The sequence below is a fragment of the Streptomyces sp. NPDC048297 genome (assembly GCF_043201585.1).
Classification (GTDB): domain Bacteria; phylum Actinomycetota; class Actinomycetes; order Streptomycetales; family Streptomycetaceae; genus Streptomyces.
In genome coordinates, this window is the sequence record NZ_JBICZA010000008.1 from 43,937 (window position 1) to 68,479 (window position 24,543).

The 24,543-nt window shown below is 71.4% G+C and carries 20 protein-coding genes, 3 tRNA genes and 1 other RNA gene; 7 read left to right on the forward strand and 17 right to left on the reverse strand.

Features of this window, described 5'->3' with window-relative positions:
• Positions 1–249: 249 nt before the first annotated feature.
• Positions 250–456 carry a developmental transcriptional regulator BldC gene (bldC, locus tag ACGFYV_RS10875; protein ID WP_003949541.1) on the reverse strand — a complete coding sequence of 69 codons (207 nt, stop codon included), beginning with the start codon at positions 454–456 and terminating at the stop codon, positions 250–252.
• A gap of 521 nt (positions 457–977) precedes the next feature.
• Entirely contained in the window at positions 978–1,820 is an 843-nt protein-coding gene (locus tag ACGFYV_RS10880) for a hypothetical protein (protein WP_393878039.1), read from the reverse strand.
• A 251-nt stretch (positions 1,821–2,071) separates the two neighbouring features.
• On the opposite strand from ACGFYV_RS10880, the gene ACGFYV_RS10885 reads away from it, so the two are divergent.
• Positions 2,072–3,169 carry a Leu/Phe/Val dehydrogenase gene (locus ACGFYV_RS10885; RefSeq protein ID WP_393878040.1) on the forward strand — a complete coding sequence of 366 codons (1,098 nt, stop codon included), beginning with the start codon at positions 2,072–2,074 and terminating at the stop codon, positions 3,167–3,169.
• A 386-nt stretch (positions 3,170–3,555) separates the two neighbouring features.
• Positions 3,556–3,819 carry a DUF3073 domain-containing protein gene (locus ACGFYV_RS10890; protein WP_393878041.1) on the forward strand — a complete coding sequence of 88 codons (264 nt, stop codon included), beginning with the start codon at positions 3,556–3,558 and terminating at the stop codon, positions 3,817–3,819.
• Between the two features lie 92 nt (positions 3,820–3,911).
• Here ACGFYV_RS10890 and purM read toward each other — a convergent pair whose 3' ends face one another.
• From purM to ACGFYV_RS10920, 6 genes are all read right to left on the reverse strand, one after another.
• A complete protein-coding gene (gene purM / locus ACGFYV_RS10895) occupies positions 3,912–4,985 on the reverse strand; it encodes a phosphoribosylformylglycinamidine cyclo-ligase (protein WP_393878042.1) in 1,074 nt (357 codons plus the stop codon).
• Between the two features lie 34 nt (positions 4,986–5,019).
• Positions 5,020–6,549 carry an amidophosphoribosyltransferase gene (purF, locus tag ACGFYV_RS10900; protein WP_393878043.1) on the reverse strand — a complete coding sequence of 510 codons (1,530 nt, stop codon included), beginning with the start codon at positions 6,547–6,549 and terminating at the stop codon, positions 5,020–5,022.
• Positions 6,550–6,751: 202 nt separating this feature from the next.
• Positions 6,752–7,120 (reverse strand): META domain-containing protein, encoded by a 369-nt coding sequence (locus tag ACGFYV_RS10905; protein WP_393878044.1) that lies wholly within the window; start codon positions 7,118–7,120, stop codon positions 6,752–6,754.
• 205 nt (positions 7,121–7,325) lie between these two features.
• Positions 7,326–8,123 (reverse strand): sterol carrier family protein, encoded by a 798-nt coding sequence (locus tag ACGFYV_RS10910; protein WP_393878045.1) that lies wholly within the window; start codon positions 8,121–8,123, stop codon positions 7,326–7,328.
• A gap of 10 nt (positions 8,124–8,133) precedes the next feature.
• Positions 8,134–8,772, reverse strand: a complete 639-nt coding sequence (locus tag ACGFYV_RS10915; protein ID WP_393878046.1) for a TetR/AcrR family transcriptional regulator — start codon at positions 8,770–8,772, stop codon at positions 8,134–8,136.
• A gap of 41 nt (positions 8,773–8,813) precedes the next feature.
• The gene (locus ACGFYV_RS10920; protein ID WP_393878047.1) at positions 8,814–9,224 is read right to left on the reverse strand and encodes a hypothetical protein; all 411 of its coding nucleotides are present in this window, start codon (positions 9,222–9,224) and stop codon (positions 8,814–8,816) included.
• Here ACGFYV_RS10920 and ACGFYV_RS10925 point away from each other — a divergent pair.
• Entirely contained in the window at positions 9,214–10,335 is a 1,122-nt protein-coding gene (locus tag ACGFYV_RS10925; protein ID WP_393878048.1) for an MFS transporter, read from the forward strand. The genes ACGFYV_RS10920 and ACGFYV_RS10925 overlap by 11 nt on opposite strands.
• 104 nt (positions 10,336–10,439) lie before the next feature.
• Here the strand turns inward: ACGFYV_RS10925 and purL are convergent, their stop codons facing one another.
• The 3 genes from purL to purS are packed head-to-tail and all read right to left on the reverse strand — an operon-like array spanning position 10,440 to position 13,698.
• A complete protein-coding gene (gene purL / locus ACGFYV_RS10930; RefSeq protein ID WP_393878049.1) occupies positions 10,440–12,752 on the reverse strand; it encodes a phosphoribosylformylglycinamidine synthase subunit PurL in 2,313 nt (770 codons plus the stop codon).
• On the reverse strand, positions 12,749–13,429 hold the full coding sequence (gene purQ, locus ACGFYV_RS10935) for a phosphoribosylformylglycinamidine synthase subunit PurQ (RefSeq protein WP_393878050.1): 681 nt from the start codon (positions 13,427–13,429) through the stop codon (positions 12,749–12,751). The genes purL and purQ overlap by 4 nt, the downstream gene beginning before the upstream one ends.
• Positions 13,426–13,698 carry a phosphoribosylformylglycinamidine synthase subunit PurS gene (gene purS, locus ACGFYV_RS10940; RefSeq protein WP_393878051.1) on the reverse strand — a complete coding sequence of 91 codons (273 nt, stop codon included), beginning with the start codon at positions 13,696–13,698 and terminating at the stop codon, positions 13,426–13,428. Before purS ends, purQ begins: the two co-directional genes overlap by 4 nt.
• A 309-nt stretch (positions 13,699–14,007) precedes the next feature.
• Here purS and ACGFYV_RS10945 point away from each other — a divergent pair, with 309 nt between their 5' ends.
• From ACGFYV_RS10945 to ACGFYV_RS10960, 4 genes are all read left to right on the forward strand, one after another.
• On the forward strand, positions 14,008–14,325 hold the full coding sequence (locus ACGFYV_RS10945) for an Lsr2 family protein (RefSeq protein ID WP_393878052.1): 318 nt from the start codon (positions 14,008–14,010) through the stop codon (positions 14,323–14,325).
• 189 nt (positions 14,326–14,514) lie between these two features.
• Positions 14,515–14,586 (forward strand) — tRNA-Gly (locus tag ACGFYV_RS10950).
• A gap of 82 nt (positions 14,587–14,668) precedes the next feature.
• Positions 14,669–14,744 (forward strand) — tRNA-Gly (locus ACGFYV_RS10955).
• A 263-nt stretch (positions 14,745–15,007) separates the two neighbouring features.
• Positions 15,008–15,083, forward strand: a tRNA-Gly gene (locus ACGFYV_RS10960).
• A gap of 61 nt (positions 15,084–15,144) precedes the next feature.
• On the opposite strand, the gene ACGFYV_RS10965 is transcribed toward ACGFYV_RS10960, so the two are convergent.
• The 6 genes from ACGFYV_RS10965 to ffs all read right to left on the reverse strand — a co-directional run bounded on the left by ACGFYV_RS10965 (position 15,145) and on the right by ffs (position 24,482).
• Positions 15,145–16,044 carry a phosphoribosylaminoimidazolesuccinocarboxamide synthase gene (locus tag ACGFYV_RS10965; protein ID WP_393878053.1) on the reverse strand — a complete coding sequence of 300 codons (900 nt, stop codon included), beginning with the start codon at positions 16,042–16,044 and terminating at the stop codon, positions 15,145–15,147.
• A 139-nt stretch (positions 16,045–16,183) separates the two neighbouring features.
• Positions 16,184–17,680 carry a N,N-dimethylformamidase beta subunit family domain-containing protein gene (locus ACGFYV_RS10970; RefSeq protein ID WP_393878054.1) on the reverse strand — a complete coding sequence of 499 codons (1,497 nt, stop codon included), beginning with the start codon at positions 17,678–17,680 and terminating at the stop codon, positions 16,184–16,186.
• 367 nt (positions 17,681–18,047) lie between these two features.
• Complete coding sequence (locus tag ACGFYV_RS10975) at positions 18,048–20,063, reverse strand: hypothetical protein (RefSeq protein WP_393878055.1); 2,016 nt, start codon at positions 20,061–20,063, stop codon at positions 18,048–18,050.
• A 371-nt stretch (positions 20,064–20,434) separates the two neighbouring features.
• On the reverse strand, positions 20,435–21,685 hold the full coding sequence (gene purD / locus ACGFYV_RS10980; protein WP_393878056.1) for a phosphoribosylamine--glycine ligase: 1,251 nt from the start codon (positions 21,683–21,685) through the stop codon (positions 20,435–20,437).
• Positions 21,686–21,897: 212 nt separating this feature from the next.
• Positions 21,898–24,282 (reverse strand): DNA polymerase III subunit gamma and tau, encoded by a 2,385-nt coding sequence (locus ACGFYV_RS10985; protein WP_393878057.1) that lies wholly within the window; start codon positions 24,280–24,282, stop codon positions 21,898–21,900.
• 101 nt (positions 24,283–24,383) lie between these two features.
• Positions 24,384–24,482, reverse strand: an RNA gene (gene ffs / locus ACGFYV_RS10990) — signal recognition particle sRNA small type.
• Positions 24,483–24,543: the final 61 nt, after the last annotated feature.

Below are 24,543 nucleotides of genomic sequence, written 5' to 3' on the forward strand. Positions count from 1 at the left end.
CTCCGACAAGCCCGCTCACGAGGACCCGCGTAGACCGCACGCCACCCCCCGGCCGGCGCACAAAAAAGATCGCGCTGGACCCGGCGGAGTCCAGCGCGATCTACGACGCACCCTGTGTCGCTTGCCTACAACGTTCTCTTCGGCCTGGGCGTGGGCCCTGTTGGGGCAGGTCCCGCGTCGCTTGGAGCTAGGGTTCCGGGCGCCTCGGCAGGTTGGGGGATCAGCCGTTTTGCCCGGTTATGAAGTTGTTCAGGCCTCGCTGCGCTGCTGCGGGATACCCGCCAGCAGGGCACGAACTTCGGCCTCGCGGTAGCGGCGGTGTCCGCCGAGCGTACGAATGGACGTGAGCTTGCCGGCCTTCGCCCACCGTGTGACCGTCTTGGGGTCGACGCGGAACATGGTGGCGACCTCAGCCGGGGTCAGCAGCGGCTCGGCATCAGGGGTGCGAGCGGTCATGAGCGGCCTCCTCGGGAGAACCGAACCTTCTCGGTTCTTTCCTCTAAATTCTGCACCTTGACCCGCGTTGCCCGAAATGGCGGACGCGAGTCGAGTCGGTTATAGGACGAACGGCTTGTCCTCGGCACTACAACTACACCATCTGTCCAGCCGCGTCGGCCAAACCGATGGAATTGCCCTCCCAGGTGTTCATCAGCGACGGAAGCCGATGGACCATGCCATAGCGGACAGTCACCCCAGTGTGACGATCAGTCACAGCGGCGCTCAGGAGTCACCAGACCCCCCAAAGCGTGCAATGCGGAGATTCCGCCCAGGCTGGAGCATAGTTGGGCGGAAGGAGCCCTCCCCGGGCTCCTTGTCCTATTTTGGCATGAGGGGCGGCAAGGGGCGCAAGAGCCCCGTAAGTGCCGTCCGTCACCCTTGGGAACAAAATCCCGGATCGGGACCAACATCCCGTCAGGTGGTCTAAGTGCCGTCGACCGTACGCTGTTCGAGGGTATTTCGACCGTGACGTGCGTCACTCAGTTCGCGGAGCGCAACTCCCGCACCGCACGCCACCGCTCCACCAGCCGCGCGTAGGCCTCGCCGGCGGCCGGGCCGTCGCCCCGGCGCAGCGCCTCGATTCCGGCGGCCACGTCCGCGGCCGAGCGGTCGTCCTCCAGTTCGCCGGCCGGCACGACGTGCACCAGTCCGCCGTAGTCCAGTTCCACCAGCGAACGCGGGTGGAACTCCTCCAGCCAGCGGCCGACATCGACCAGGCCGTCGCTCAACGGCCCTTCCTCGACGGTGTCCTTGAGCGTGCGCAGCGCTCGCGCGACCCGCCGCCTGGCCTGCACCATCGGCGTCCGGTAGCGCAGCATCGGGGGCACCTCGCCGCTTCCCTTGTCGTAGCGCCGCTCCTCGTCGGAGACCAGCACGAACCAGGTCAGCGGGACCTGCCAGGTCGCGGTGCGGATCCAGGGCCGGGCGTCGGGGTTGCGGGCGAGCCAGCGCTCGTAGTCCTGGGCGGCCTGGTCGCGCACCACCGGCGGCAGCACCGCGTCCAGCACCGGCGCGGGCAGCTCGGACGCCATGTCCGCGAGGGCCTGCCAGCCGCGCAGCCGGGTCCGCCAGGGGCAGACGCAGACGACGCCGTCCACGTCCAGCACGAAGGCGTCGCTGCTCTCGTGCACCGGCACCGCGACGGGCGGGGTGGGCAGCAGGTCGGCCAGCGAGCGGCGCAGCTCGTCCTGGTAGGAGGGGCGGTCGCGGCGGCGGGCGTAGCGGGCCCAGTGGGTGCGCTCGGGCTCCGGGAAGGCGGCCAGCGGCTCGTAGACGCGCAAGTACGCGGCATAGGGGACGACCACGGAGGACACCTTCGGCACGCCTGCTCCCTCCCCATCGGACCCGGCTCGAAACCACTGCAAATCGTCCCACGGTCATGCGTGCGCGCACGGCGCGGGAGAGTGATCCTGAACACTGCACGGATGGTGAGTGGGGCAAGGCTCTACGCTCATGCTGGACGGCTCACCGGCCGTCCGCCCGACCCCCGCCACCCTCCCCCACTACCGGGAGTGTGGGGGGACCCCCAGGGGACCGAGCCCCACTCGCCGCTCTTTACACAGGAGTCACCACAGTGACCGACGTAACCGGCGCACCCGCTGATGTCCTGCACACCCTGTTCCACTCGGACCAGGGAGGCCATGAGCAGGTCGTGCTCTGCCAGGACCGCGCCACCGGCCTGAAGGCCGTGATCGCCATCCACTCCACCGCCCTGGGCCCCGCGCTCGGCGGTACGCGCTTCTACCCCTACGCGACCGAGGCCGAGGCCGTCGCCGACGCTCTCAACCTCGCGCGCGGGATGTCGTACAAGAACGCCATGGCCGGCCTGGACCACGGCGGCGGGAAGGCCGTGATCATCGGCGACCCTGAGCGCGACAAGACCGAGGAGCTGCTGCTCGCCTACGGGCGCATGGTCGCCTCGCTCGGCGGCCGTTACGTCACGGCGTGCGACGTCGGCACGTACGTCGCCGACATGGACGTCGTGGCCCGCGAGTGCCGCTGGACCACCGGCCGTTCCCCCGAGAACGGCGGCGCCGGCGACTCCTCCGTGCTCACCGCCTTCGGTGTCTACCAGGGCATGCGCGCCTGCGCCCAGCACCTGTGGGGCGACCCCTCGCTGCGCGGCCGCAGGGTCGGTGTCGCGGGCGTCGGCAAGGTGGGCCACCACCTGGTGCGCCACCTGCTGGAGGAGGGCGCCGAGGTCGTCGTCACCGACGTGCGCGCGGACGCCGTGCGGCGCGTCCTCGACCAGCATCCCGAGGGGGTCTCGGCCGTCGCCGACACCGAGGCGCTGATCCGGGTCGAGGGGCTGGACATCTACGCCCCCTGCGCCCTCGGCGGCGCCCTGAACGACGCCAGCGTGCCGGTGCTCACCGCGAAGGTCGTGTGCGGCGCCGCCAACAACCAGCTCGCCCACCCGGGTGTGGAGAAGGACCTCGCCGACCGCGGGATCCTCTACGCGCCGGACTACGTGGTGAACGCGGGCGGTGTCATCCAGGTGGCGGACGAGCTGCACGGGTTCGACTTCGACCGGTGCAGGGCGAAGGCCGCGAAGATCTTCGACACCACTCTGGCGATCTTCGCACGCGCGAAGGAGGACGGGATTCCGCCGGCCGCCGCGGCCGACCGGATCGCCGAACAGCGGATGGCCGAGGCCCGCGCGGCCCGTTGAACCACCCGTTGAACCACCCGTTGAACCACACGGCGAACCACCCGGCGAGAACCGCGAGGCGATCGCCGGAAAGCCGTAAATGACCCGCGATCGGGTGTCCGATCGCACACACGAGCGGTACCCGCCGGCGGGAACTTCGAGAGAACTCTCACTTCCACCGGCGGGTCGTACCCCGATAAGTGGTTAAAATCGCCATTGACCAGCGAGGACGGGGCGCCTCGTGGGTCCTGTGCACACGCGCTTGCTGCGGGCGACGTACCGTATGGGCGCGGGCTCAGGTACCGTGGAAGCCCTACGGACCGGCCTCTCCGCGGAGGGTCCGTTCCGATCATGAACGCGTGTCAGACTCTGGGGCCGTCGAGCCCCGTCACCGAGGGGGTCGAGCCATGGGGCGCGGCCGGGCCAAGGCCAAGCAGACAAAGGTCGCCCGCCAGCTGAAGTACAACAGCGGCGGGACTGACCTGTCGCGTCTGGCCAACGAGCTGGGCGCATCGACGTCGAACCCGACTTCGAGCCAGCCGCCGAACGGCGAGCCGTTCGAGGACGACGAGAGCGACGAGGACGATCTCTACTCTCGGTACGCCGACCTCTATGAGGACGACGACGAGGATGAGGACGAGGGTCCCTCACAGCACCGTCGCGGCGCTTGACCTCGCTTTGAGCACCTGTCCGGTCGGTGGCATCGCCACCGACCGGCTTCTGTGCTACCCGCAGGTCGGGCCGCACCGCCGCTGGACCGGGTCTAGATCGCGTACGTCCCGACCAGCTCGGCGCCGCTCTCCTTGTCGCCCCGCTCGGTGATCTCGCCCGCGACCCACGCCTCGACCCCGCGGTCGGCCAGCGTGGCCAGGGCCACCTCGACGGACTCCTGCGGGACGACCGCCATCATGCCGACGCCCATGTTCAGGGTCTTCTCCAGCTCCAGGCGCTCGACGTTCCCGGTCCTGCCGACCAGGTCGAAGATCGCGCCCGGGGTCCAGGTGGAGCGGTCCACGGTGGCGTGCAGCCCGTCGGGGACGACCCGGGCCAGGTTGGCCGCGAGTCCGCCGCCGGTGATGTGGCTGAACGCGTGCACGTCGGTGGTGCGGGTCAGCGCCAGGCAGTCCAGCGAGTAGATCTTGGTGGGCTCCAGCAGCTCCTCGCCGAGGGTGCGGCCGAGTTCCGCGATCTGCGTCTCCAGGGCCAGGCCCGCCGTGTTCAGCAGGACGTGGCGGACCAGGGAGTACCCGTTCGAGTGAAGCCCGGAGGACGCCATGGCGATCACCGCGTCACCCGTACGGATAAGATCCGCGCCCAGCAGCCGGTCGGCCTCCACGACGCCCGTACCGGCGCCGGCGACGTCGAAGTCGTCCGCGCCCAGCAGCCCCGGGTGCTCGGCCGTCTCGCCGCCCACCAGCGCGCACCCGGCGAGCACACAGCCCTCCGCGATGCCCTTGACGATCGCGGCGATCCGCTCGGGGTGGACCTTGCCGACGCAGATGTAGTCGGTCATGAACAGCGGCTCGGCGCCGCACACCACGATGTCGTCCATGACCATGGCGACCAGGTCGTGGCCGATGGTGTCGTACACGCCCATCTGGCGCGCGACGTCGACCTTCGTACCGACGCCGTCGGTGGCGGAGGCGAGCAGCGGGCGCTCGAAGCGCTTGAGGGCGGAGGCGTCGAAGAGGCCGGCGAAGCCGCCGAGGCCACCGAGGACCTCGGGGCGCCGGGTCTTCTTCACCCACTCCTTCATCAGCTCGACGGCGCGGTCGCCCGCCTCGATGTCGACTCCGGCAGCCGCGTAGGAAGCACCGGGAACAGCAGTCTCAGACATTGCCTGGGATCTTTCGGGTTGGTTTCTACGAGGCTTACGGGCGACGGATCGCGTCGGCCGCGGCCGTGGCGGCGGGCCCTGCGGCCAGCTCGGTCTCCAGGAGCTGCTTGCCGAGCAGCTCGGGGTCCGGCAACTCCATCGGGTACTCGCCGTCGAAGCAGGCGCGGCACAGGTTCGGCTTGGCGATGGTGGTCGCGTCGATCATGCCGTCGATGGAGATGTAGGCCAGGGAGTCGGCGCCCAGCGAGGTGCCGATCTCGTCGATGCTCATGCCGTTGGCGATCAGCTCCGCGCGGGTGGCGAAGTCGATGCCGAAGAAGCAGGGCCACTTCACGGGCGGCGAGGAGATCCGGATGTGGACCTCGGCGGCGCCCGCCTCGCGCAGCATGCGCACCAGGGCCCGCTGGGTGTTGCCGCGCACGATCGAGTCGTCCACGACGACCAGGCGCTTGCCCTTGATGACTTCCTTCAGCGGGTTCAGCTTGAGCCGGATACCGAGCTGGCGGATGGTCTGCGAGGGCTGGATGAAGGTGCGCCCGACATAGGCGTTCTTCACCAGACCGGCACCGAAGGGGATGCCGGAGGCCTCCGCGTAGCCGACGGCGGCCGGGGTGCCGGACTCCGGGGTCGCTATGACCAGGTCGGCGTCGACCGGGGCTTCCTTGGCGAGCCGGCGGCCCATCTCCACGCGGGAGAGGTACACGTTCCGGCCGGCGATGTCGGTGTCCGGGCGGGCCAGGTACACGTACTCGAAGACACAGCCCTTGGGCTTCGCTTCCGCGAACCGGGAGGTGCGCAGGCCCTTCTCGTCGATGGCGACGAACTCGCCGGGCTCGATCTCCCGCACGAAGCTGGCGCCGCAGATGTCCAGGGCGGCGGACTCGGAGGCGACGACCCAGCCGCGCTCCAGGCGGCCGAGGACCAGCGGGCGGATGCCCTGCGGGTCACGGCCGGCGTAGAGGGTGTGCTCGTCCATGAAGACGAGGGAGAAGGCGCCCTTGACCTGCGGGAGGACCGTGTGGGCGGCCTCCTCGATGGTCAGCGGCTTGCCGTCCTCGTCGACCTGGGCGGCCAGCAGGGCCGTGAGCAGGTCGGTGTCGTTGGTGGCCGCGACCCGGGTGGAGCGGCCGTTGCCGTCCTTGGGGAGCTTGGCGACCATCTCGGCGAGTTCGGCCGTGTTGACCAGGTTTCCGTTGTGGCCGAGCGCGATCGAGCCGTGCGCGGTGGCGCGGAACGTCGGCTGGGCGTTCTCCCACACGGAGGCGCCGGTGGTCGAGTAGCGGGCGTGTCCGACCGCGATATGACCCTGGAGGGAACCGAGGGAGGTCTCGTCGAAGACCTGGGACACGAGGCCCATGTCCTTGAAGACGAGGATCTGAGAGCCGTTGCTGACCGCGATACCCGCGGATTCCTGGCCTCGATGCTGGAGGGCGTAGAGCCCGAAGTACGTGAGCTTTGCGACCTCTTCACCAGGAGCCCAGACACCGAAGACGCCGCAAGCGTCCTGGGGGCCTTTTTCGCCGGGAAGCAGATCGTGATTGAGTCGACCGTCACCACGTGGCACGCCACCGAGTGTAGGCGAGGTCGACCACTGGTCCGAATTGGGGATGTGCGGCCCGCACGCCGCCCGCCTTGGTGATCACCTTGTCGGTTTCCGCGTTTTCGCAGGTCAGCGGCTACGTCTCGGGGAGGTTCGGTGCTTTGGGGCGGCTGTGGGGGTGGGGTCGGGGGGCTCTTCACCCCGTGTGCGAGTGAGGCGTCGCACATCATTCGGGGGCGTCGCGGCTCAGCAGGACCCGGTCTCCGTCGCCGTTGGTGAGGGTCAGTTTCCCGTCGTCGGCGCGTGCGGTGAGGGTGCCGGTGGTGAGGGCGCGGGCGAGGGCCCGCTCGAAGGTCATGCGGGGTTCGGCGCAGGCCATCCTGGTCGTGCGGACGTTCCCGATCGTGATCCGGTCGCCGCGCACGGTGGCGTCGGCGCTGAAGTGGTTGCAGCCGAGGTTGCCGCCCGCCTTGCCGTCCTCGCCGATGCGCAGACGCGCGACGGCGGGCGCGCGCAGGGACTCGCCGCCGGCGGTGAGGCCGTCGACACGCCAGTCGATCCCGGTCACGGCCTGCCGGGGCCGCTGCTCACTCATGGCCCCACTCTCCGCCGCCGCACCGCCACAGGCCAGCACGAGCGGCACGAGCACGCCCGCCGCCACCAGATTCGTACGCTGCTTGTACCGGTTCATACGCATTCGACGGCCCGTCCGCGCGACCGGTTCCATCAACCCGCGCGACCGGTTCCATCAAACCCGCGCGACCGGTTCCAGCAGACTGACGGCTGCCTGCCGACGCCCGTCAGGACATGACCGGCAGCAGTCCGCCGATGTCCGCCCGCTCCCCGCCGGCGCTGACCCTCGCCGACTGGAGGGCGTCCGCCCAGGCCAGACGGCCGGTGGCGAGCCGGATCCAGGTCAGCGGGTCGGTCTCCACGACGTTGGGCGGGGTGCCGCGGGTGTGCCGGGGCCCCTCGACGCACTGCACGACCGCGAACGGCGGCACCCGCACCTCGGTGGAGGCGCCGGGCGCCTTCACGGCGAGGGCGTCGGCGAGCAGCCGGGTGGCGGCGGCCAGCGCCTGCCGGTCGCAGGGCGCTTCGAGACCGGGCACGGCCGCGTTGAGGTCGTCGGTGTGGACGACGAGTTCGACGGTCCGGGTGACCAGGTAGTCGTCCAGGGACATCGCGCCGGCGCTGGTCCGCAGCAGCCGGGTGCCCGGATGCGTGTCGAGCAGCTCGCGCAGGGTGCGCTCGACATCGGCGAGGTAGGCGTCGAGGTCGGTCCGTTCGGCGGCCAGGGTGCGGGTGAAGTCGTCGATGGCGGCGGAGTTGGCGGAGGTGGCGAAGGGCCACTGGACGACCGTCACGTCGGCCTTGAGCGGGGCCGGCAGGTCCACGGCCCGGTGAACGGCGGTGACGGCCATGCCGATGTGCGCGACCAGTTCCCGCACCGTCCACGCGCCGAGCCGGGTCGGCAGGGCCAGTTGCCCGGGGCCGAGGCCGCGCACGGCCTCCCGCACGTTGCCGAGCTGGGCGAGGACCGCGGCACGGGTCCGGGCGGGGTCGTAACTGCGGGCGCGCTTCTTGGCCGGAGGCATGGCCGTGAGCCTATGCCCTGACCGCGAAGCCCTTCAGGCCGTTCTCCACCAGGCCGAAGGCGGACCGGGCCCGCTCGGCGGCGTCGGCGGCGACCCGGTCGGGGTCCTCGCCCTCGCCGACACGGCGGTGGTTCTCCTCGACGAGGGCGTTGCGGGCGGCGCTGAGGGAGGCCGCGGCGACCGTGGCGAGCATGCGGTCGCCGGTGTCGGCGGCCAGCAGCGCGGCCAGTTCCCGGGTGCCCTTCTGCGCGGCGAGGAAGGCACGCTCCATCAGCACCGGGGTCTCCTGGACGAGTTGGCGCACCTGACCGACGAACGGCTCGGGGTAGAGCCCGACCGAGGGGTCACGGCCTTCCACCATCTCCAGGAACTGCCGGCGTACGGCGTCCACGGCCGACTCCCCCGGCTGCCGCTCGCGCACCGCGCGGGCCGCGTCGCCGAAGTGCTCCTCCAGCGGCCGGAAGACCAGGTCCTCCTTGGTGCCGAAGTAGTTGAAGACGGTCATCTTGGAGACCTCGGCGGCGTCGGCGATCTCCTGCACGGAGACCTGGTCGAAGCCCCGCTCGGCGAACAGCCCGATCGCGACCCGGTAGATCCGGCTCGCCGTCTGCAGCTTCTTGCGCTCGCGCAGCCCCATCGGTTCAGCCATGCGAACACCTTACCGCGATGAATTTTAGGCCTGGATGAACCTTAGCCTGAGATGAAAGATTGACTCAGTACATGTTTTCCCGCCATGGTGATGCCATGACCGCGACTCAGCGCAAACTCGGCTTCCTCGCCTGCCTCGTGACGATCGTCCTGGCCGTCCTGGACCTCCAGATCGTGTCCGCGGCGACCGTCCCGATCGTCCGGGACCTCGATCCCGGCCACGGCATCGGCAAGATCCCGTGGCTGATCGCCGCGTTCTCGCTGGGGTCGGCCGCGATGCTCCCGCTCTACGGCGGGCTGTGCGACGTCCTCGGCGCCAAGCCCGTCTTCCTCGGCGCGCTCGGCACCTTCCTCACCGGCTCGGCGCTGTGCGGGGCGGCCCCCCACCCTCGGCTGGCTGATCGCCTCCCGGGCCGTCCAGGGCATCGGCGCGGGCGGCCTGATGAGCGTCACGATGGTCGTGATCGCCCAGCTCAGCGGGCCCGGCGAGAAGAGGAACAAGAGCGCGGGCACCGGCGGGATCCTCGCCGGCGGCGGTATGGCCGTGGGGCCGTGGCTCGGCGGCTTCCTCGCCGACCACGCGAGCTGGCGCTGGGCCTTCTTCATCAACCTGCCCCTCGGCCTCGCCGCCCTCGCCACCGCCGCCGTCGTCATCAGGCTTCCGCGCACCACCCTCACCCGCGCGATCGACTTCCCCGGCGCGGCCCTCGCCGCCGCCTTCTCCAGCACCCTGCTGCTGGTGACCCAGTGGGGCGGCAGCCAGTACGCCTGGACCTCCCCGCAGATCCTCGGCCTGACCCTGGCCTGCCTCGCCACGCTCGCCCTGTTCCTGCGCCGGCAGGCCACCGCCGCGGAACCGATCCTGCCGCCCGCGCTGTTCCGCGTCCCCGAACTGCGCCTCGGCTTCGCCCTCCAGGGCCTGATGGGCGTGGCCATGACCGGCGCCATCTACTACGTCCTGGTCTACCTCCAGGTCGCCCGGGGCGTCGCCAGCTCCTCCGCCGGGATGTTCCTGATCCCGATGGCGGCCGGCATCACGGCCATCGGTGTCGTCACCGGCCGGCTCACGGCACGCGGCTGGACCGAGCGGACGTTCGTGATCAGCGGGGCCACCGTCACGACGGCCGCCTTCCTGCTCCTCGCCACCACCGGCACCGGCACCTCGTTCTGGCAGCTGCGCGCCGCGCTCCTGCTCGTCGGCCTCGGCTTCGGCCAGCTCCTCGGCCAGCTGATCCTGCTCGTCCAGCAGGCCGCGCCCCGCGAGCAGCTCGGCGTCGCCACCACCGCCATCCGCTTCTTCCAGACCCTCGGCACCGCCCTCGGCGCCGCCCTCTTCGGCACCCTCATCGACCGCCTCTACGACGGCCCCGGCGACGTCGGCTCCCTCGCCGCCCTGCACGGCCCGGCCCGCGCCCAGGGCGTGAGCGCGTTCGTCTCCGCCATGGACACGGTGTTCCTGTGCGGCGCCGCGGTGATGGTGCTGTGCCTGCTGCTGGCCCTGCGCCTGCCGAAGCCCGGCCCGGCACAGGCCGAACCGCCGGTCCGGGAGGCGGCCACGGTGTGAAACCCCGGTCCCGGACGCAGGCCTGGAGGGGTGGGCCGGAGGTCGACACGCGCGAAGGGCCCGCCCGGATGTCACCGGGCGGGCCCTCGCGTCGTACTGGTCGCTTACGCCAGCAGCGCCGGGATCGTGCCCTCGTGGGCCTCGCGCAGCTCGGCCAGCGACAGGCTGAACTCGCCCTGGATCTCGACCGAGTCGCCGTCCACGACACCGATGCGGGTGACGGGCAGGCCCCGCGCACCGCACATGTCGTTGAAGCGGACCTCTTCGGAGCGCGGCACGGCGACGACCGCGCGGCCGGCCGACTCGGAGAAGAGGAAGGTGAAGGCGTCCAGGCCGTCGGGGACGACCAGGCGGGCGCCCTTGCCGCCGAGCAGCGCCGACTCGACGACCGCCTGGACCAGACCGCCGTCGGACAGGTCGTGCGCGGAGTCGATCATGCCGTCGCGGGAGGCGGAGATCAGGATGTCGCCCAGCAGCCGCTCACGCTCCAGGTCGACCTGCGGAGGCAGACCGCCGAGGTGGTCGTGGACGACCTGGGACCAGGCCGAGCCGCCGAACTCCTCACGGGTGTCGCCGAGGAGGTAGAGCAGCTGGCCCTCCTCCTGGAAGGCGACCGGCGTGCGGCGGGCGACGTCGTCGATGACACCCAGGACCGCGACGACCGGGGTGGGGTGGATGGCCGCCTCGCCCGTCTGGTTGTAGAGGGAGACGTTGCCGCCGGTCACCGGGGTGCCGAGCTGCAGGCAGCCGTCCGCGAGACCGCGCACGGCCTCCGCGAACTGCCACATCACCGCCGGGTCCTCGGGGGAGCCGAAGTTCAGGCAGTCCGAGACGGCGAGGGGCTTCGCACCCGTGGTCGCCACGTTCCGGTAGGCCTCGGCCAGGGCCAGCTGGGCGCCCGTGTACGGGTCCAGCTTGGCGTAGCGGCCGTTGCCGTCCGTCGCGATCGCGACGCCGAGGCCGCTCTCCTCGTCGACACGGATCATGCCGGAGTCCTCGGGCTGGGCGAGGACGGTGTTGCCCTGCACGAAGTGGTCGTACTGGGACGTGATCCACTTCTTGGAGGCCTGGTTCGGGGAGGACACCAGCTTCAGGACCTGGTCCTTCAGCTCCTCGCTCGTCGCCGGGCGCGGCAGCTTGTTCGCGTCGTCGGCCTGGAGGGCGTCCTGCCAGTCCGGGCGCGCGTACGGGCGCTCGTAGACCGGGCCGTCGTGCGCGACCGTGCGCGGGTCGACGTCCACGATCTTCTCGCCGTGCCAGAAGATCTCAAGGCGGTCGCCGTCGGTCACCTCACCGATGACGGTGGCGATGACGTCCCACTTCTCGCAGATCTCCAGGAAGCGGCCGACCTTCTCCGGCTCGACCACGGCGCACATGCGCTCCTGCGACTCGCTCATGAGGATCTCCTCGGGCGAGAGCGTCGAGTCGCGCAGCGGGACGTCGTCCAGGGTCACGCTCATGCCGCCGGAGCCGTTGGACGCCAGCTCGCTCGTCGCGCACGACAGGCCCGCCGCACCCAGGTCCTGGATGCCGACGACGAGCTTCTCCTTGAAGGCCTCCAGGGTGCACTCGATGAGGAGCTTCTCCTGGAAGGGGTCGCCGACCTGGACGGCCGGACGCTTCGAGGGCTTCGCGTCGTCGAAGGTCTCCGAGGCGAGGATCGAGGCGCCGCCGATGCCGTCGCCGCCGGTCCGGGCCCCGTACAGGATGACCTTGTTGCCGGCGCCCGAGGCCTTCGCGAGGTGGATGTCCTCGTGCTTCATGACGCCGATGGCACCGGCGTTGACCAGCGGGTTGCCCTGGTAGCAGGAGTCGAAGACGACCTCGCCGCCGATGTTGGGCAGGCCCAGGCAGTTGCCGTAGCCGCCGATGCCGGCGACGACGCCGGGCAGCACGCGCTTGGTGTCGGGGTGGTCGGCCGCGCCGAAGCGCAGCGGGTCCACGACCGCCACCGGGCGGGCGCCCATCGCGATGATGTCGCGGACGATGCCGCCGACGCCCGTGGCCGCGCCCTGGTAGGGCTCGACGTAGGACGGGTGGTTGTGCGACTCGACCTTGAAGGTCACGGCGTAACCCTGGCCGACGTCCACCACACCGGCGTTCTCGCCGATACCGACGAGCATGGCGTCCGACTGGGGCGCCTTCTCACCGAACTGGCGCAGGTGCACCTTGGAGGACTTGTACGAGCAGTGCTCGGACCACATGACCGAGTACATGGCGAGTTCGGCGCCGGTCGGGCGGCGGCCGAGGATCTCCACCACGCGCTCGTACTCGTCCTTCTTCAGACCGAGTTCGGCCCAGGGCAGCGCGACGTCGGGGGTCGCGGCCGCGTGCTCGACCGTGTCCAGAATCCTGGGGGCGGCCCGAAGGGCCTCCGTTGAGGGCGGTGGTGGGAGACGGGAGGGCGTGCGGCTCATGCGTTGACCAGCTTCTTGAGGATCGAGGTGAAGAACGGGAGGCCGTCGGTGCGGCCGGTGCCGATCAGCGGCTCGACGGCGTGCTCGGGGTGCGGCATGAGACCGACGACGTTCCCGGCCTCGTTGGTGATGCCGGCGATGTCCCGCAGCGAGCCGTTCGGGTTGAAGTCCACGTAGCGGAAGACGACCCGGCCCTCCGCCTCCAGCTTGTCGAGCGTGTACTCGTCGGCGACGTACCGGCCGTCCATGTTCTTCAGCGGAATGTGGATCTCCTGGCCCTGGCGGTAGTCGCCGGTCCAGGCCGTCCCCGCGTTCTCCACCCGCAGCTTCTGGTCGCGGCAGATGAAGTGGAGGTGGTCGTTGCCGAGCATGCCACCCGGAAGGAGGTGGGCCTCGGTGAGGACCTGGAATCCGTTGCAGATACCGAGGACCGGCAGGCCGGCCTTCGCCTGCGCGATGACGGTCTCCATCACCGGCGAGAACCGGGAGATGGCACCGGCCCGCAGATAGTCGCCGTAGGAGAAACCGCCGGGCAGCACCACGGCGTCGACCTGCTTGAGGTCCTTGTCCTTGTGCCACAGGGCGACGGGTTCGGCGCCCGCGAGACGGATCGCGCGCTGGGTGTCCCGGTCGTCGAGACTTCCCGGGAAAGTGACGACGCCAATACGAGCGGTCACTTGGCCGCCTCCGCGACTTCCGCGGGGTCTTCCACCTTGACGATGAAGTCCTCGATCACGGTGTTGGCGAGGAAGGATTCCGCAAGATCGCGGATGCGGGCGAGGGCGGCCTCGTCGACCGGCCCGTCAACTTCCAGTTCGAAACGCTTTCCCTGACGGACGTCCGAGATCCCTTCGAAACCCAGACGCGGCAGCGCACGCTGGACCGCCTGGCCCTGGGGGTCGAGGATCTCCGGCTTGAGCATGACGTCGACTACGACGCGTGCCACTGGCACTCCCGGTGTGTGGTGCTGAGCAGGTTCCTTCAGACTACCCGCACAAAATTTCTACGCGAGTAGAGTTGGAGGAAACTACGTGAGGCGCATCACGATCGGGTGTCGAACGCGGATCACCGTGAAAAGTTCTGGGAAAGTTCTACGGTTCGTCCACGACATCTATTGCACCCGGACACGCGGACGGATTTAGTCGGGCTTCACAATGCAATGCCGGGCACTGTACAAATGAATTGGCAATAGCCGATACTCGGCACGTCATCGCCGTGAGCTGTATCGACGTGCCGCACGAAGGGACCGATATTCGTGGCGCAAAAGGTCGTGGTCACTCTCTTTGACGACATCGACGGCTCGGAAGCGGCGGAAACGATCGCCTTCGCGCTGGACGGCAAGTCGTACGAGATCGACCTGAACGAAACCAACGCCAAGAAACTGCGCAAGGCGCTCGCGCCCTACGTGGAGGCCGGCCGCAAGCGGTCGCGGTCCGGCAAGGCGTACAAGCAGACGGAGGTCGCGCCCGACCCGGCGGCCGTCCGCGCCTGGGCCCAGGCCAACAAGATGGACGTCCCGACGCGCGGACGTATCCCGAAGAAGGTCTACGAGGCGTTCAGCTCCGCCCAGTGAGCCCGCGAAGGGGCAGCTCCTCAGGGTCCGTCAGCGGGCCCTGGGAGCCGTTCACTTGACCTCGTTCCCGGCCGCGGGAGAGCCGGCCCGCGGCCTCGGGGGAGCCGACTTGCGTTACCCCCCTGCGGATCAGCTAATGTCTGGGACACGCCGAGGGGCGAGGCCGGAAGGCCGGATCCCACGGACCGTGCGGGTGTAGTTCAGTAGCAGAACATCCCCCTTCCAGGGGGAAGGCGCAGTGTGCAATTCCTGTCACCCGCTCTGGCACCGGTCGTCATGACCACTCTTGTGGATCAGGTAGGCTGGTGCTCGCACCGATCGGTGGGAGCCGGTCGGGGGCAGTGCGGACGTAGCTCAGTTGGTAGAGCGCAACCTTGCCAAGGTTGAGGTCGCGAGTTCGAGCCTCGTCGTCCGCTCCAGGAAAACCCCGGTCTTCGGACCGGGGTTTTTTCGTTCCGTGTCGCACGATCGCGGCGTCGCACGATCGCGGCGTCGCGCGGTCACGACATCGTGCGATCTCGGCATCACGCGATCACGTGAGGGAGATCACTGACGGGGTCTGCGACCCCCGGGGCGATCGGCGGGGCGTGGTGCCCAAGTGGCTCGCGTGGCAGTCCCACTCCACGGCGGTTCGTTGCACCCCTGCGGGGTTGCTATAGTTGCTCTCGCGCCACGGCGCAGTGCGGACGTAGCTCAGTTGGTAGAGCGCAACCTTGCCAAGGTTGAGGTCGCGAGTTCGAGCCTCGTCGTCCGCTCCATGACGAAAGGCCTCCGGTTTCCACCGGGGGCCTTTCGCGTTCGGGTTCTTCGGTGTCCGGGCTACGACCAGCTCAAGCCGGTGAGGCGCTCGTAGGCCTCCACGTACTTCTGCCGCGTCGCGTCCACGACCTGCTGCGGCAGCGCCGGCGGCGGCTGCTCGCTCCTGCGGTCCCAGCCGGACTCGGCCGAGGTCAGCCAGTCGCGGACGAACTGCTTGTCGTACGACGACTGCGCGCGGCCCGGCTCCCACTGGTCGGCCGGCCAGAAGCGGGAGGAGTCCGGGGTGAGGACCTCGTCCGCGAGGACGAGGGTGTCTGCCTCGAAGCCGAACTCGAACTTGGTGTCCGCCAGGATGATGCCCCGGTCCCGGGCGATGCCCCGGGCACGGCCGTAGACGGCGAGGGTGGCCTGACGCAGCTGGGCGGCGGTCTCGGCGCCGACCTGGCGGGCGACCTCCTCGTAGGAGACGTTCTCGTCGTGCTCGCCGACCTCGGCCTTGGTGGCCGGGGTGAAGATCGGGCCGGGCAGCTCGGAGCCGTCGACCAGACCCTCGGGCAGGGCGAGGCCGCACACGGTCCGGGACTCGTTGTACTCCAGCAGCCCGGAGCCGGTGAGATAGCCGCGGGCCACGCACTCGACCGGGACCATCCGCAGGGACTTGCAGATCAGCGTGCGGCCCGCCCAGTCGGCCGGAGCGCCCTCGGGCAGCTCGGTGCTGATCACATGGTTGGGCGCGAGATCGCGGAGCTGGTCGAACCACCACAGGGACAACTGGGTGAGAACGCGGCCCTTGTCGGGGATCTCCGTGGGCAACACCCAGTCGTAGGCCGACATACGGTCACTGGCGACCATCACGAGGTCGCCCGCCTCGTTCTGGTACAGCTCGCGCACCTTTCCGGTGTGCAGGTGCACCAGGCCCGGAACCTGGATCGGCTCGGGCTTTTCTACGAATCCGGACACGGTTCCTCCCCGTGGATATGACCAAGTGCCTCGATTCTCCCTTATCAGGGCGATCGGTTTCGGCCAGGGGTCGGTCGTGGTCCGTTCCCGGTTCCGTCGCGCGTTCGGTCGGGGTTCCGTCGCGCGTTCGCTCGCGGTCTCAGTCGCGCTTGCAGATACGGTCCAGCAGGTTCGCCGTGGCTCGCTGGATGCGGCTTTCCACATGGCCGGGGCGGTCGAGGGACGGGGACCAGGCGAAGGTGCCGGCGGCGAAGACCCAGGCGCCGGAGGGGGCGCGGTAGAGGGAGGTCTCCTGGTGGCGCAGGACGCCGTCGTTGTCGGTGTAGGGGGAGTGCGCGAGCAGGATGCGCTCCTCGTGGTCGGGGAGCGCGGTGCGCGGGAAGTAGCGGTCGGCCTCCCCGGCGACCAGGCCGTCGATCTCGTCGCCCTCGTGCGCGCCCGTCGCGTCCCACAGCCAGTGGCCGGCGTTGCGGACGACCAGCGGGGAGGGTTCGGGCACCCGGCCCGCGTACTGGATGCCGACCACCTGTTGCTCGGGCCGGTCGATCTCGCGCCACAGCACCGGCCTTCCGGGGCCCTTGCGCTTGCGGCAGGTCAGCAGCCGGTCGGGGACGCCGGACGGGGAGGGGCCCAACTCCACCTGCCAGTACATGGTGTTGGCGGAGAGGAAGACCAGTGAGGTGCCCCGGTCGCGGGCGTCCTCGACGGCGCGGCGCATCGGCACCGACCAGTACTCGTCGTGGCCGGGGAAGACCAGGCCCCGGTAGCGGCTCGGGTCGACGCGGCCTGCGTGCAGGTCACGGGCGTCGGCGTAGGCGAGGTCGTAGCCGTAGCGCTCGGCCCAGCGGATGAAGTCGTAGGCGTGGCCGACGTGCAGGGGCAGGCCCGCGCCCGCGTACGGGCGGTCGAAGGAGACCGTGGTGGCCGCGTCGGCCTCGCCGAGCAGCCGGCCCTTCGCGTCCCAGGCGTGGTAGAGGCTGGCGCCGGTGTGGCCGTCCTCCGGGTAGAGGTTGTACGCCTGCCAGGTGACGTCGGGCAGCAGCAGGAGCAGGTCGGCGCGGCGGGTGTCGCGGACCGTGAAGGGCACGTGTGAGCGGTAGCCGTCGGCGGTGGTGAGGACGGCCACGTGGGCACCGACGCTCCAGTGGGCGGGCACCTGGAGGCGCCAGGACAGCCACCAGTGGTGGCAGGAGACCGTGCGGTCGGCGGTCAGCGGCGGGGGCTGGACGATGCCGGACAGCCGGGGGCTCGTGGTGATCTTCGAGGCGCCGTCGCCGCCGTAGTGGCCGATCCGGTAGATGTCCACGCTGAACTGCTGGGGCGGGTCGACCGTGATGTGGAAGTCGATCGCCTCGCCGGGCGCGACCGCCCCGCTGGAGGTGAACCCCTTGATCTGGCGGTGCACGTCGTCGGCGGAACGGGGGCCGGGGCCCGACGTGCGCGGCGCGGGGACGCGTGCGGCCGCCGTGCTGGTGTGCTGCTGGGTGGCGTCGACGTACCAGGGGACGACCTGGCCGGTGTCGTCGAAGTACGTCTCGCTGCCGCGCAGCCAGGGAACCGGGCCCAGGCCGAAAGGATCGGTGACCGCGTGCGCGAGTGCTCCGGACTCCCAGCGGCGGATGTGGTCCGAGGCCATGGCCGCTCCCCTCCCTCGTGCCCCCGTCGGCAGTGTCGGCGGTGCGTCGGTGTCGGCAGTGCGTCGGTGTCAGTGGTGTGTCTGCGTCGGCAGTGCGTTGATGGTGGTGGCGTGTCCGCGTCGGCAGTGCGTCTGCGTCGGTGGTGCGTCTGCGTCGGTGGTGTGTCTGCGTCGGTGGTGTGTCGATGCGCCGGTTCGGGCGGTCCTCCGTGCCGGTCGTGCGTGGAGGTGCTGTCGTATGTCGCGCGCCCTTGCCATATGCGCGGTCGGTCCAGCACATCACATAAAGCACGGGTTTGGTCACTGTTCGTTGCGAATTGACCTTAATTGGAAGACGCCACTCCGGTACGGCGGGGTCCGGGCGGGGTCAGACCAGGCGGACCGGCTTCTCCGGGCGTATGCCGGACGCGGCCAGCCAGTCGCGCAGCGGGCCCGGGTCTCCCTCCTCGATCAGGCTGAGCACCTTCGGCGCGAGGTCGGCGGCCCGCTCGCCGTCCAGCAGCAGGGACGGGCCGTCCAGCCAGTCCAGGCCGGGAACCGCGCCGGCCGTGTCGACGGCGGCACAGCACACCATCGCGGTGACGTGGTCGGCGAGCAACTCCCGCCCGGTGCGCGGGGGCTGCAGCGGGAACAGCGGGAGGGCGCCGTCGTCCCAGAGCGCGCCGGCGGGCCCGGTCGCGGTCGCGTCCTTCGGCTCGCACACCTCCTCCCGGGCGAGCGCGGCGCTCAGGCCGGCGGCGAGGGCGGCGCTGCGTTCGGTGGAGGGGTCGTCGGAGTCGTCGGGGTCGTCGGGGTCGTCGGGGTCGTCCAGGCCGACTGGGTCGCCGTGGTCGCCGAGACCGGCAGGTCCGTCAGGTCCGTCAGGTCCGTCAGGTCCGTCAGGTCCGTCAGGGAGGAGATCGGGGCGGTCGGGGCGGTCGGGGCGGTCGGGGCGGTCGGGGGCGTCCGCACCGTCGGGGTATCCGTCCTCGTGGCCGTCCGCCCCGAGGTGGGTGGGTACGGGCTCGGCGGCGTGGGCCGTGTCCGCGGCCGGTGCGGGACCGGACGCGTGAGGTTCGGGCGCGTGGGGTTCGGGCGCGTGGGGTTCGGGCGCGTGGGGTTCGGCGAGGTGGTCCAGGACGCGGGCCAGGGTGGCGCCGGGGTTCGGGGTCGCCGGGCCGGCGGCGGGGCGGACGCCGAGGGCGTCGAGGACGCGGTGGAGGCGGGCCGCGTCGGCGCGCCAGGTGCGGTCGACGACCTCCTCCGGGTACGCCGTCCAGTCCACCGGCGACCACTGCGGGCCGGACTCGGCGGGGCCGCCGTGGAAGAGGCGGGCGGCGAGCAGGGAGGCGGCCTCGTCCGCCAACCCGGGCTCCTCCAGCAGGTCGCAGGCGGGGCGTTCGCCGAGCCGGGAGGCGAAGCCCTCGGCCAGACGGTCACGGCGGGACAGCTCGGTCAGCGCGGCCACCACGCCCGCGTCCAGCCGGGAGGGCCAGCGCCCCATGCGCCACGCGGGCAGCGCCACCCTGGTCAGCAGCCGGTCCCAGCCCGCGTAGGCGAGCCCGACCTGCTCCTGGGCGACGATCCGCAGGCCGTAGTCGACCGCCTGGGCGCGCTCGGCAGCCGCCGCCGCGACCCCGCGCTCCATCAGGACGGCATGGTCCCGGCAGGCCCGCAGCAGCAGCCGGGGCACCCAGCCGAGCGCCGCGCACACGCCCCGGGCCAGCGGACAGCGGCCCGGAGTGGCGGCGACGGCCACCGCGGCGTCGAGACCGCGCACGAAACGGCGGGCGGCGAATATGTCCGGGTGCGCGGAGGGTCCCGTACCGGCGACGACCGGCGCGAGGACCGCGCGCAGCTCACCGACGCGCATCCACCACAGGAACGGGGAGCCGATGACGAGGACCGGCGCGGCGACGGCCCGGTGGCGGGCGTGGGAGCCGGAACCGGGACCCGCTATCTCGTCGTGCGCCCGCGACGGGGGCGGGCCGTGCGCGGGGTGGGTGCGGTCCTCCAGCCAGCTGTCGCAGTCCGGGGTGAGCGCTATGGCCGAGGGGGCGGGGACGTCCAGCCGGTCGGCGAGGTCGCGCACCAGCCGGTACAGGTCCGGGGCGGACTTCTCCGGGATCGCGACCGTGGGGGTCACGGCGGGGCGCGCGCGGGCCACGACCGCGGCGATACCGGCGGCGACCAGCAGCACGAACACGGCGAGCGCGCCCACGACCCAGCGGGCCACGTCCCAGCCCCGGCCGACGAGATGCCCCGTGGAACCGCCGGTCAGCAGGATCACCTCGGTGGCCGCGGGCAGCACGGCCACGGCCAGCGCCCGGCCCCGGACGCGCAGCACGGCCAGGGCCCGGGAGCGCGCGGCCTGCGCGCCCGCTTCCGCACCGATTCCGGTCATGAGCGGATCTCGCCCCCTCCCTGCCGATCACGCGCTGTCCTGGCGTTGCCCACTCCCCCACTGTGACACCCGTCACTGACATCGCAATGCCGGTGGGCCAAGTGCCGGAACACTTGCGCCGCACCCTAGTTGGGGCTCCGGCCCAAGTCAGCCGGATGGCCGATTGCTCACTCGATGGAATGGCTTTGGTCAGAGGTGCGTGACAGAAAGCAAAGATCAGGCCCCGGATTCGCGGGCGGAATCCGGGGCCTGGGTGCGTGCGGGGTGTGTGCGTAAAGCGTGTGCATTACGCGGGTGCGTTACGCACAGGCACCTTACGCGGGTGCGTTACGCACAGGGCGCCTTGCCCGTGTGCGTAACGCGCGTGCGCTTTACGCCTGTGCCGCCTTCGCGGCGATGTCCGTGCGGTGCTGGGAGCCGTCGAGGCCGATACGGGCCACCGCCCGGTACGCCCGCTCGCGGGCCTGGGAGAGGTTCTCGCCGGTGGCCGTGACGGACAGCACGCGGCCGCCCGCGCTGACGACGGAGTCGCCCTCGCGCCGGGTGCCGGCGTGCAGGACGTACGCGTCCGGGGCATCCTGGGCGGCCACCTCGTCCAGACCGGTGATCGGGTCGCCGGTGCGCGGGGTGTCCGGGTAGTTGTGCGAGGCGACGACCACGGTGACGGCCGCGTCCCCGCTCCAGCGCAGCGGCGCCAGGTCGTCCAGGGTGCCCGTCGCGGCGGCGTGCAGCACACCGGACAGCGGGGTCCTCAGCCGGGCCAGCACGACCTGGGTCTCGGGGTCGCCGAAGCGGGCGTTGAACTCGATGACCCGGATCCCGCGCGAGGTGATCGCGAGACCGGCGTACAGAAGCCCGGAGAAGGGGGTGCCGCGCCGGCGCATCTCGTCGACGGTCGGCTGCAGCACCGTGCGCAGCACCTCGTCCACCAGCGTCGGGGCCGCCCACGGCAGCGGGGAGTACGCGCCCATGCCGCCCGTGTTCGGGCCCTCGTCGCCGTCCAGGGCGCGCTTGAAGTCCTGGGCGGGCTGGAGCGGTACGACGGTCAGGCCGTCGGTGATCGCGAAGAGCGACACCTCCGGGCCGTCGAGGAACTCCTCGATGACGACCTGCTCGCACGCGGCCGCATGCGCCTTGGCGGCCTCGATGTCGTCCGTGACGACGACGCCCTTGCCGGCGGCCAGCCCGTCGTCCTTGACGACGTAGGGGGCACCGAAGGCGTCGAGTGCCTCGGCGGCCTCCTCGGCCGTGGTGCAGACGTACGACCGGGCGGTCGGCACCCCGGCCCCCGCCATGACGTCCTTGGCGAAGGCCTTGGAGCCCTCCAGCCGCGCGGCCTCCCCGGAGGGGCCGAAGACGGGGATGCCCGCCTCGCGCACGGCGTCGGCGACCCCGGCGACCAGCGGGGCCTCCGGGCCGACGACGACGAGTTCGGCACCGAGGTCGACGGCCAGCGCGGCCACGGCCTTGCCGTCGAGCGCGTCGACCGGGTGCAGCTCGGCGACCTCGGCGATACCGGCATTGCCGGGGGCGCAGTACAGCGCGGTGACGTCGGGGTCGAGGGACAGGGAGCGGCACAGGGCGTGTTCGCGGGCGCCGCTGCCGATGACGAGGACCTTCACGGGGGTCAGCCTATCGGCTGGGTCACCGAAGACCGGCAGGCGGGGAAACCGTATGTTCCTACAAAGGGGGCGGAAGCGCGTGGGCCGGGCACCGGGCGCCGACCCCGGTCACTGATCGGGTCACTCGTCGGTCGCGCATCGGGTCATTCGCTGGTCACTGATCGGGGCACTCGTCGGTCACCCATCCGGCCACCCATCAGGTCATTCGTCGGTCACTCGTTGGAGAACTCCTCCATGACCGTCGCGCCCAGCTCCCGCACGATCAGTTCGTGGCCGGACAGGGCGGACTCGTCGAGGTCGGGGTCGTCGTCCTCGGGGGTGTCGTCCTCGGGGGCGACCGGGGGCGGTTCCGGAGCGGCTGCCGGCCGGGGAGCCGACGTGGCCGGTGCCGGGGCCGCCGGGGCGCTGCCCTGGGATGCGCCGGGCGCCGGGGCGGACGGCTGGGCCGGGGCGGGGCGCGACGTGGCGGGGGCGCCGTAACCACCGCCGCCGGGCGCACCGCCGTAAGCCTGGCCACCGCCACCACCGCCACCACCGCCGCCGCCACCGCCGCCTCCACCGCCTCCGCCGAAGCCCGGCGCCCCGCCGGACGGCGGGGGTGCGGAGCCGCCCGAGGGGTCGACGATCGCGTCGATCTTCCACTGCACGTTGAACTGCTCGGCCAGCGCCTGCCGCAGCACGTCCTCGCTGCCGCTGCTCGCGAAGTTGTCGCGGGCACCGGCGTTGACGAAGCCGAGCTGGAGAGTGGTGCCGTCGAAGCCGGCCACCTGCGCGTTCTGGCTGAGCAGGATCCACGTGAAGCGGCGGCGGTTCTTGACGGCCTCCAGGATGTTCGGCCACAGCATGCGGGGGTCGAGGCCACCGGCGGGGGCGGCCGGGGCCGGGGGCGGCGCCGGGGTGTGGCTCTGCGGTGCGGCGGCGGGCGCCTGGGGCTGCTGAGCGGGCTGGGCCGCCGGGGCCTGGCCCTGCTGCGCGCCCGCCTGAGCGGCCGTGGGCCAGCCACCGGGCCGCCGACCGCCACCGGCCGGGGCGGCGGTGGGCCAGGCGCCGGGGGCGGCGGCGGAGGGCCCTGCGGGAGCGGGCGCCGACGGAGCGGGGGGCGCCGCGTCGGGGCTGGGAGCAGCGGGGGCGGGGGCGGCAGCCGCAGGGGCCGCGGGAACCGCCGAAGCTGCCGGAACCACCGGAGCGGGTGCGGCCGGAGCGGCAGCAGCCGGAGCGCCGGTCACCGCCGGCGTCCCGCCCGAGCCCCGTACGGCCGCACGTGCGGCGGCAGGACCACCACCGGGCGGCACCGGCGCACCACCCTCGGCACCACCCGCTCCACCCGTACCCGTCACTCCACCCGTACCCGCACCCGCTCCACCCGCGGCCATACCCATGTGGGCCTCGGGGCCGGGGACGTACCCCACGGCGGGGGCGCCGGCGCCGGCCGAGAAGTTCACGCCGCGCTCTAGGCGGTCGAGGCGGGCCATCACGGATCGCTCGTCGCCGTAGGCGGCGGGGAGCAGGACGCGGGCGCAGATGAGTTCCAGCTGGAGGCGGGGCGAGGTGGCGCCGCGCATCTCGGTGAGGCCCGCGTTGACGAGGTCGGCGGCGCGGCTCAGCTCGGCGGCGCCGAACGTGGAGGCCTGGGCCTGCATACGTTCGAGGACGTCGACGGGCGCGTCGATGAGCCCCTTCTCCGCGACGTCCGGGACGGCCGCGAGGATCACCAGGTCCCGCAGCCGCTCCAGCAGGTCGGCGACGAACCGGCGCGGGTCGTTGCCCCCCTCGATGACGCGGTCGACGACCTCGAAGGCGGCGGCTCCGTCCCCGGTGGCGAAGGCCTCGACGACGGAGTCGAGCAGGGACCCGTCGGTGTAGCCGAGGAGAGAGGTGGCCATGGCATACGTCACACCCTCTGCCCCCGCCCCGGCGAGCAGCTGGTCCATGACGGACATGGAGTCACGCACGGAACCGGCACCGGAGCGCACCACCAGGGGCAGCACGCCTTCCTCGACGGGGATGTCCTCCTTGCCGCACACCTCGGCGAGGTAGTCCCGCAGGGTCCCCGGCGGCACGAGCCGGAAGGGGTAGTGGTGCGTACGCGACCGGATGGTCCCGATGACCTTCTCGGGCTCGGTCGTGGCGAAGATGAACTTGAGGTGCTCCGGGGGCTCCTCGACGACCTTCAGCAGAGCGTTGAAGCCGGCCGACGTGACCATGTGGGCCTCGTCGATGATGTAGATCTTGTACCGACTGCCGGCGGGTCCGAAGAAGGCCTTCTCGCGCAGGTCACGGGCGTCGTCCACACCACCGTGAGAGGCCGCGTCGATCTCGATGACGTCGATGGACCCCGGGCCGTTGCGCGCGAGGTCCTGGCAGGACTGGCACACGCCGCACGGGGTCGGCGTGGGACCCTGCTCACAGTTCAGGCAGCGGGCCAGGATCCGCGCGCTGGTCGTCTTGCCGCATCCGCGCGGACCGCTGAACAGGTACGCGTGATTGACCCGGTTGTTCCGCAGCGCCTGCTGCAGCGGGTCGGTGACATGCTCCTGCCCAATGACCTCGGCAAAGGTCTCCGGGCGATAGCGGCGGTACAGCGCGAGAGACGACACGCATACGAGGTTATAGGCGTCCACTGACAAGCAACCCCGCCGAAGGCTCCCGCTCCGCCCCCGCGCTGCAGCCGGACTGCACCCGGGCGGCACGCCCCGCAAACGCAAGCGCCCCCCACGCACCCGCCAGAGCCGACCTACCCTTGCTGCCTTCCGGCCCTGGGGGAGTTCAGTCAGATAGCGCCGCGTGAGGGGCTGCGCTCCACACTACCCGATCGCGGCTCGCGGGCAGTACCGGATCCGGCCCCGATCGGGACCCGA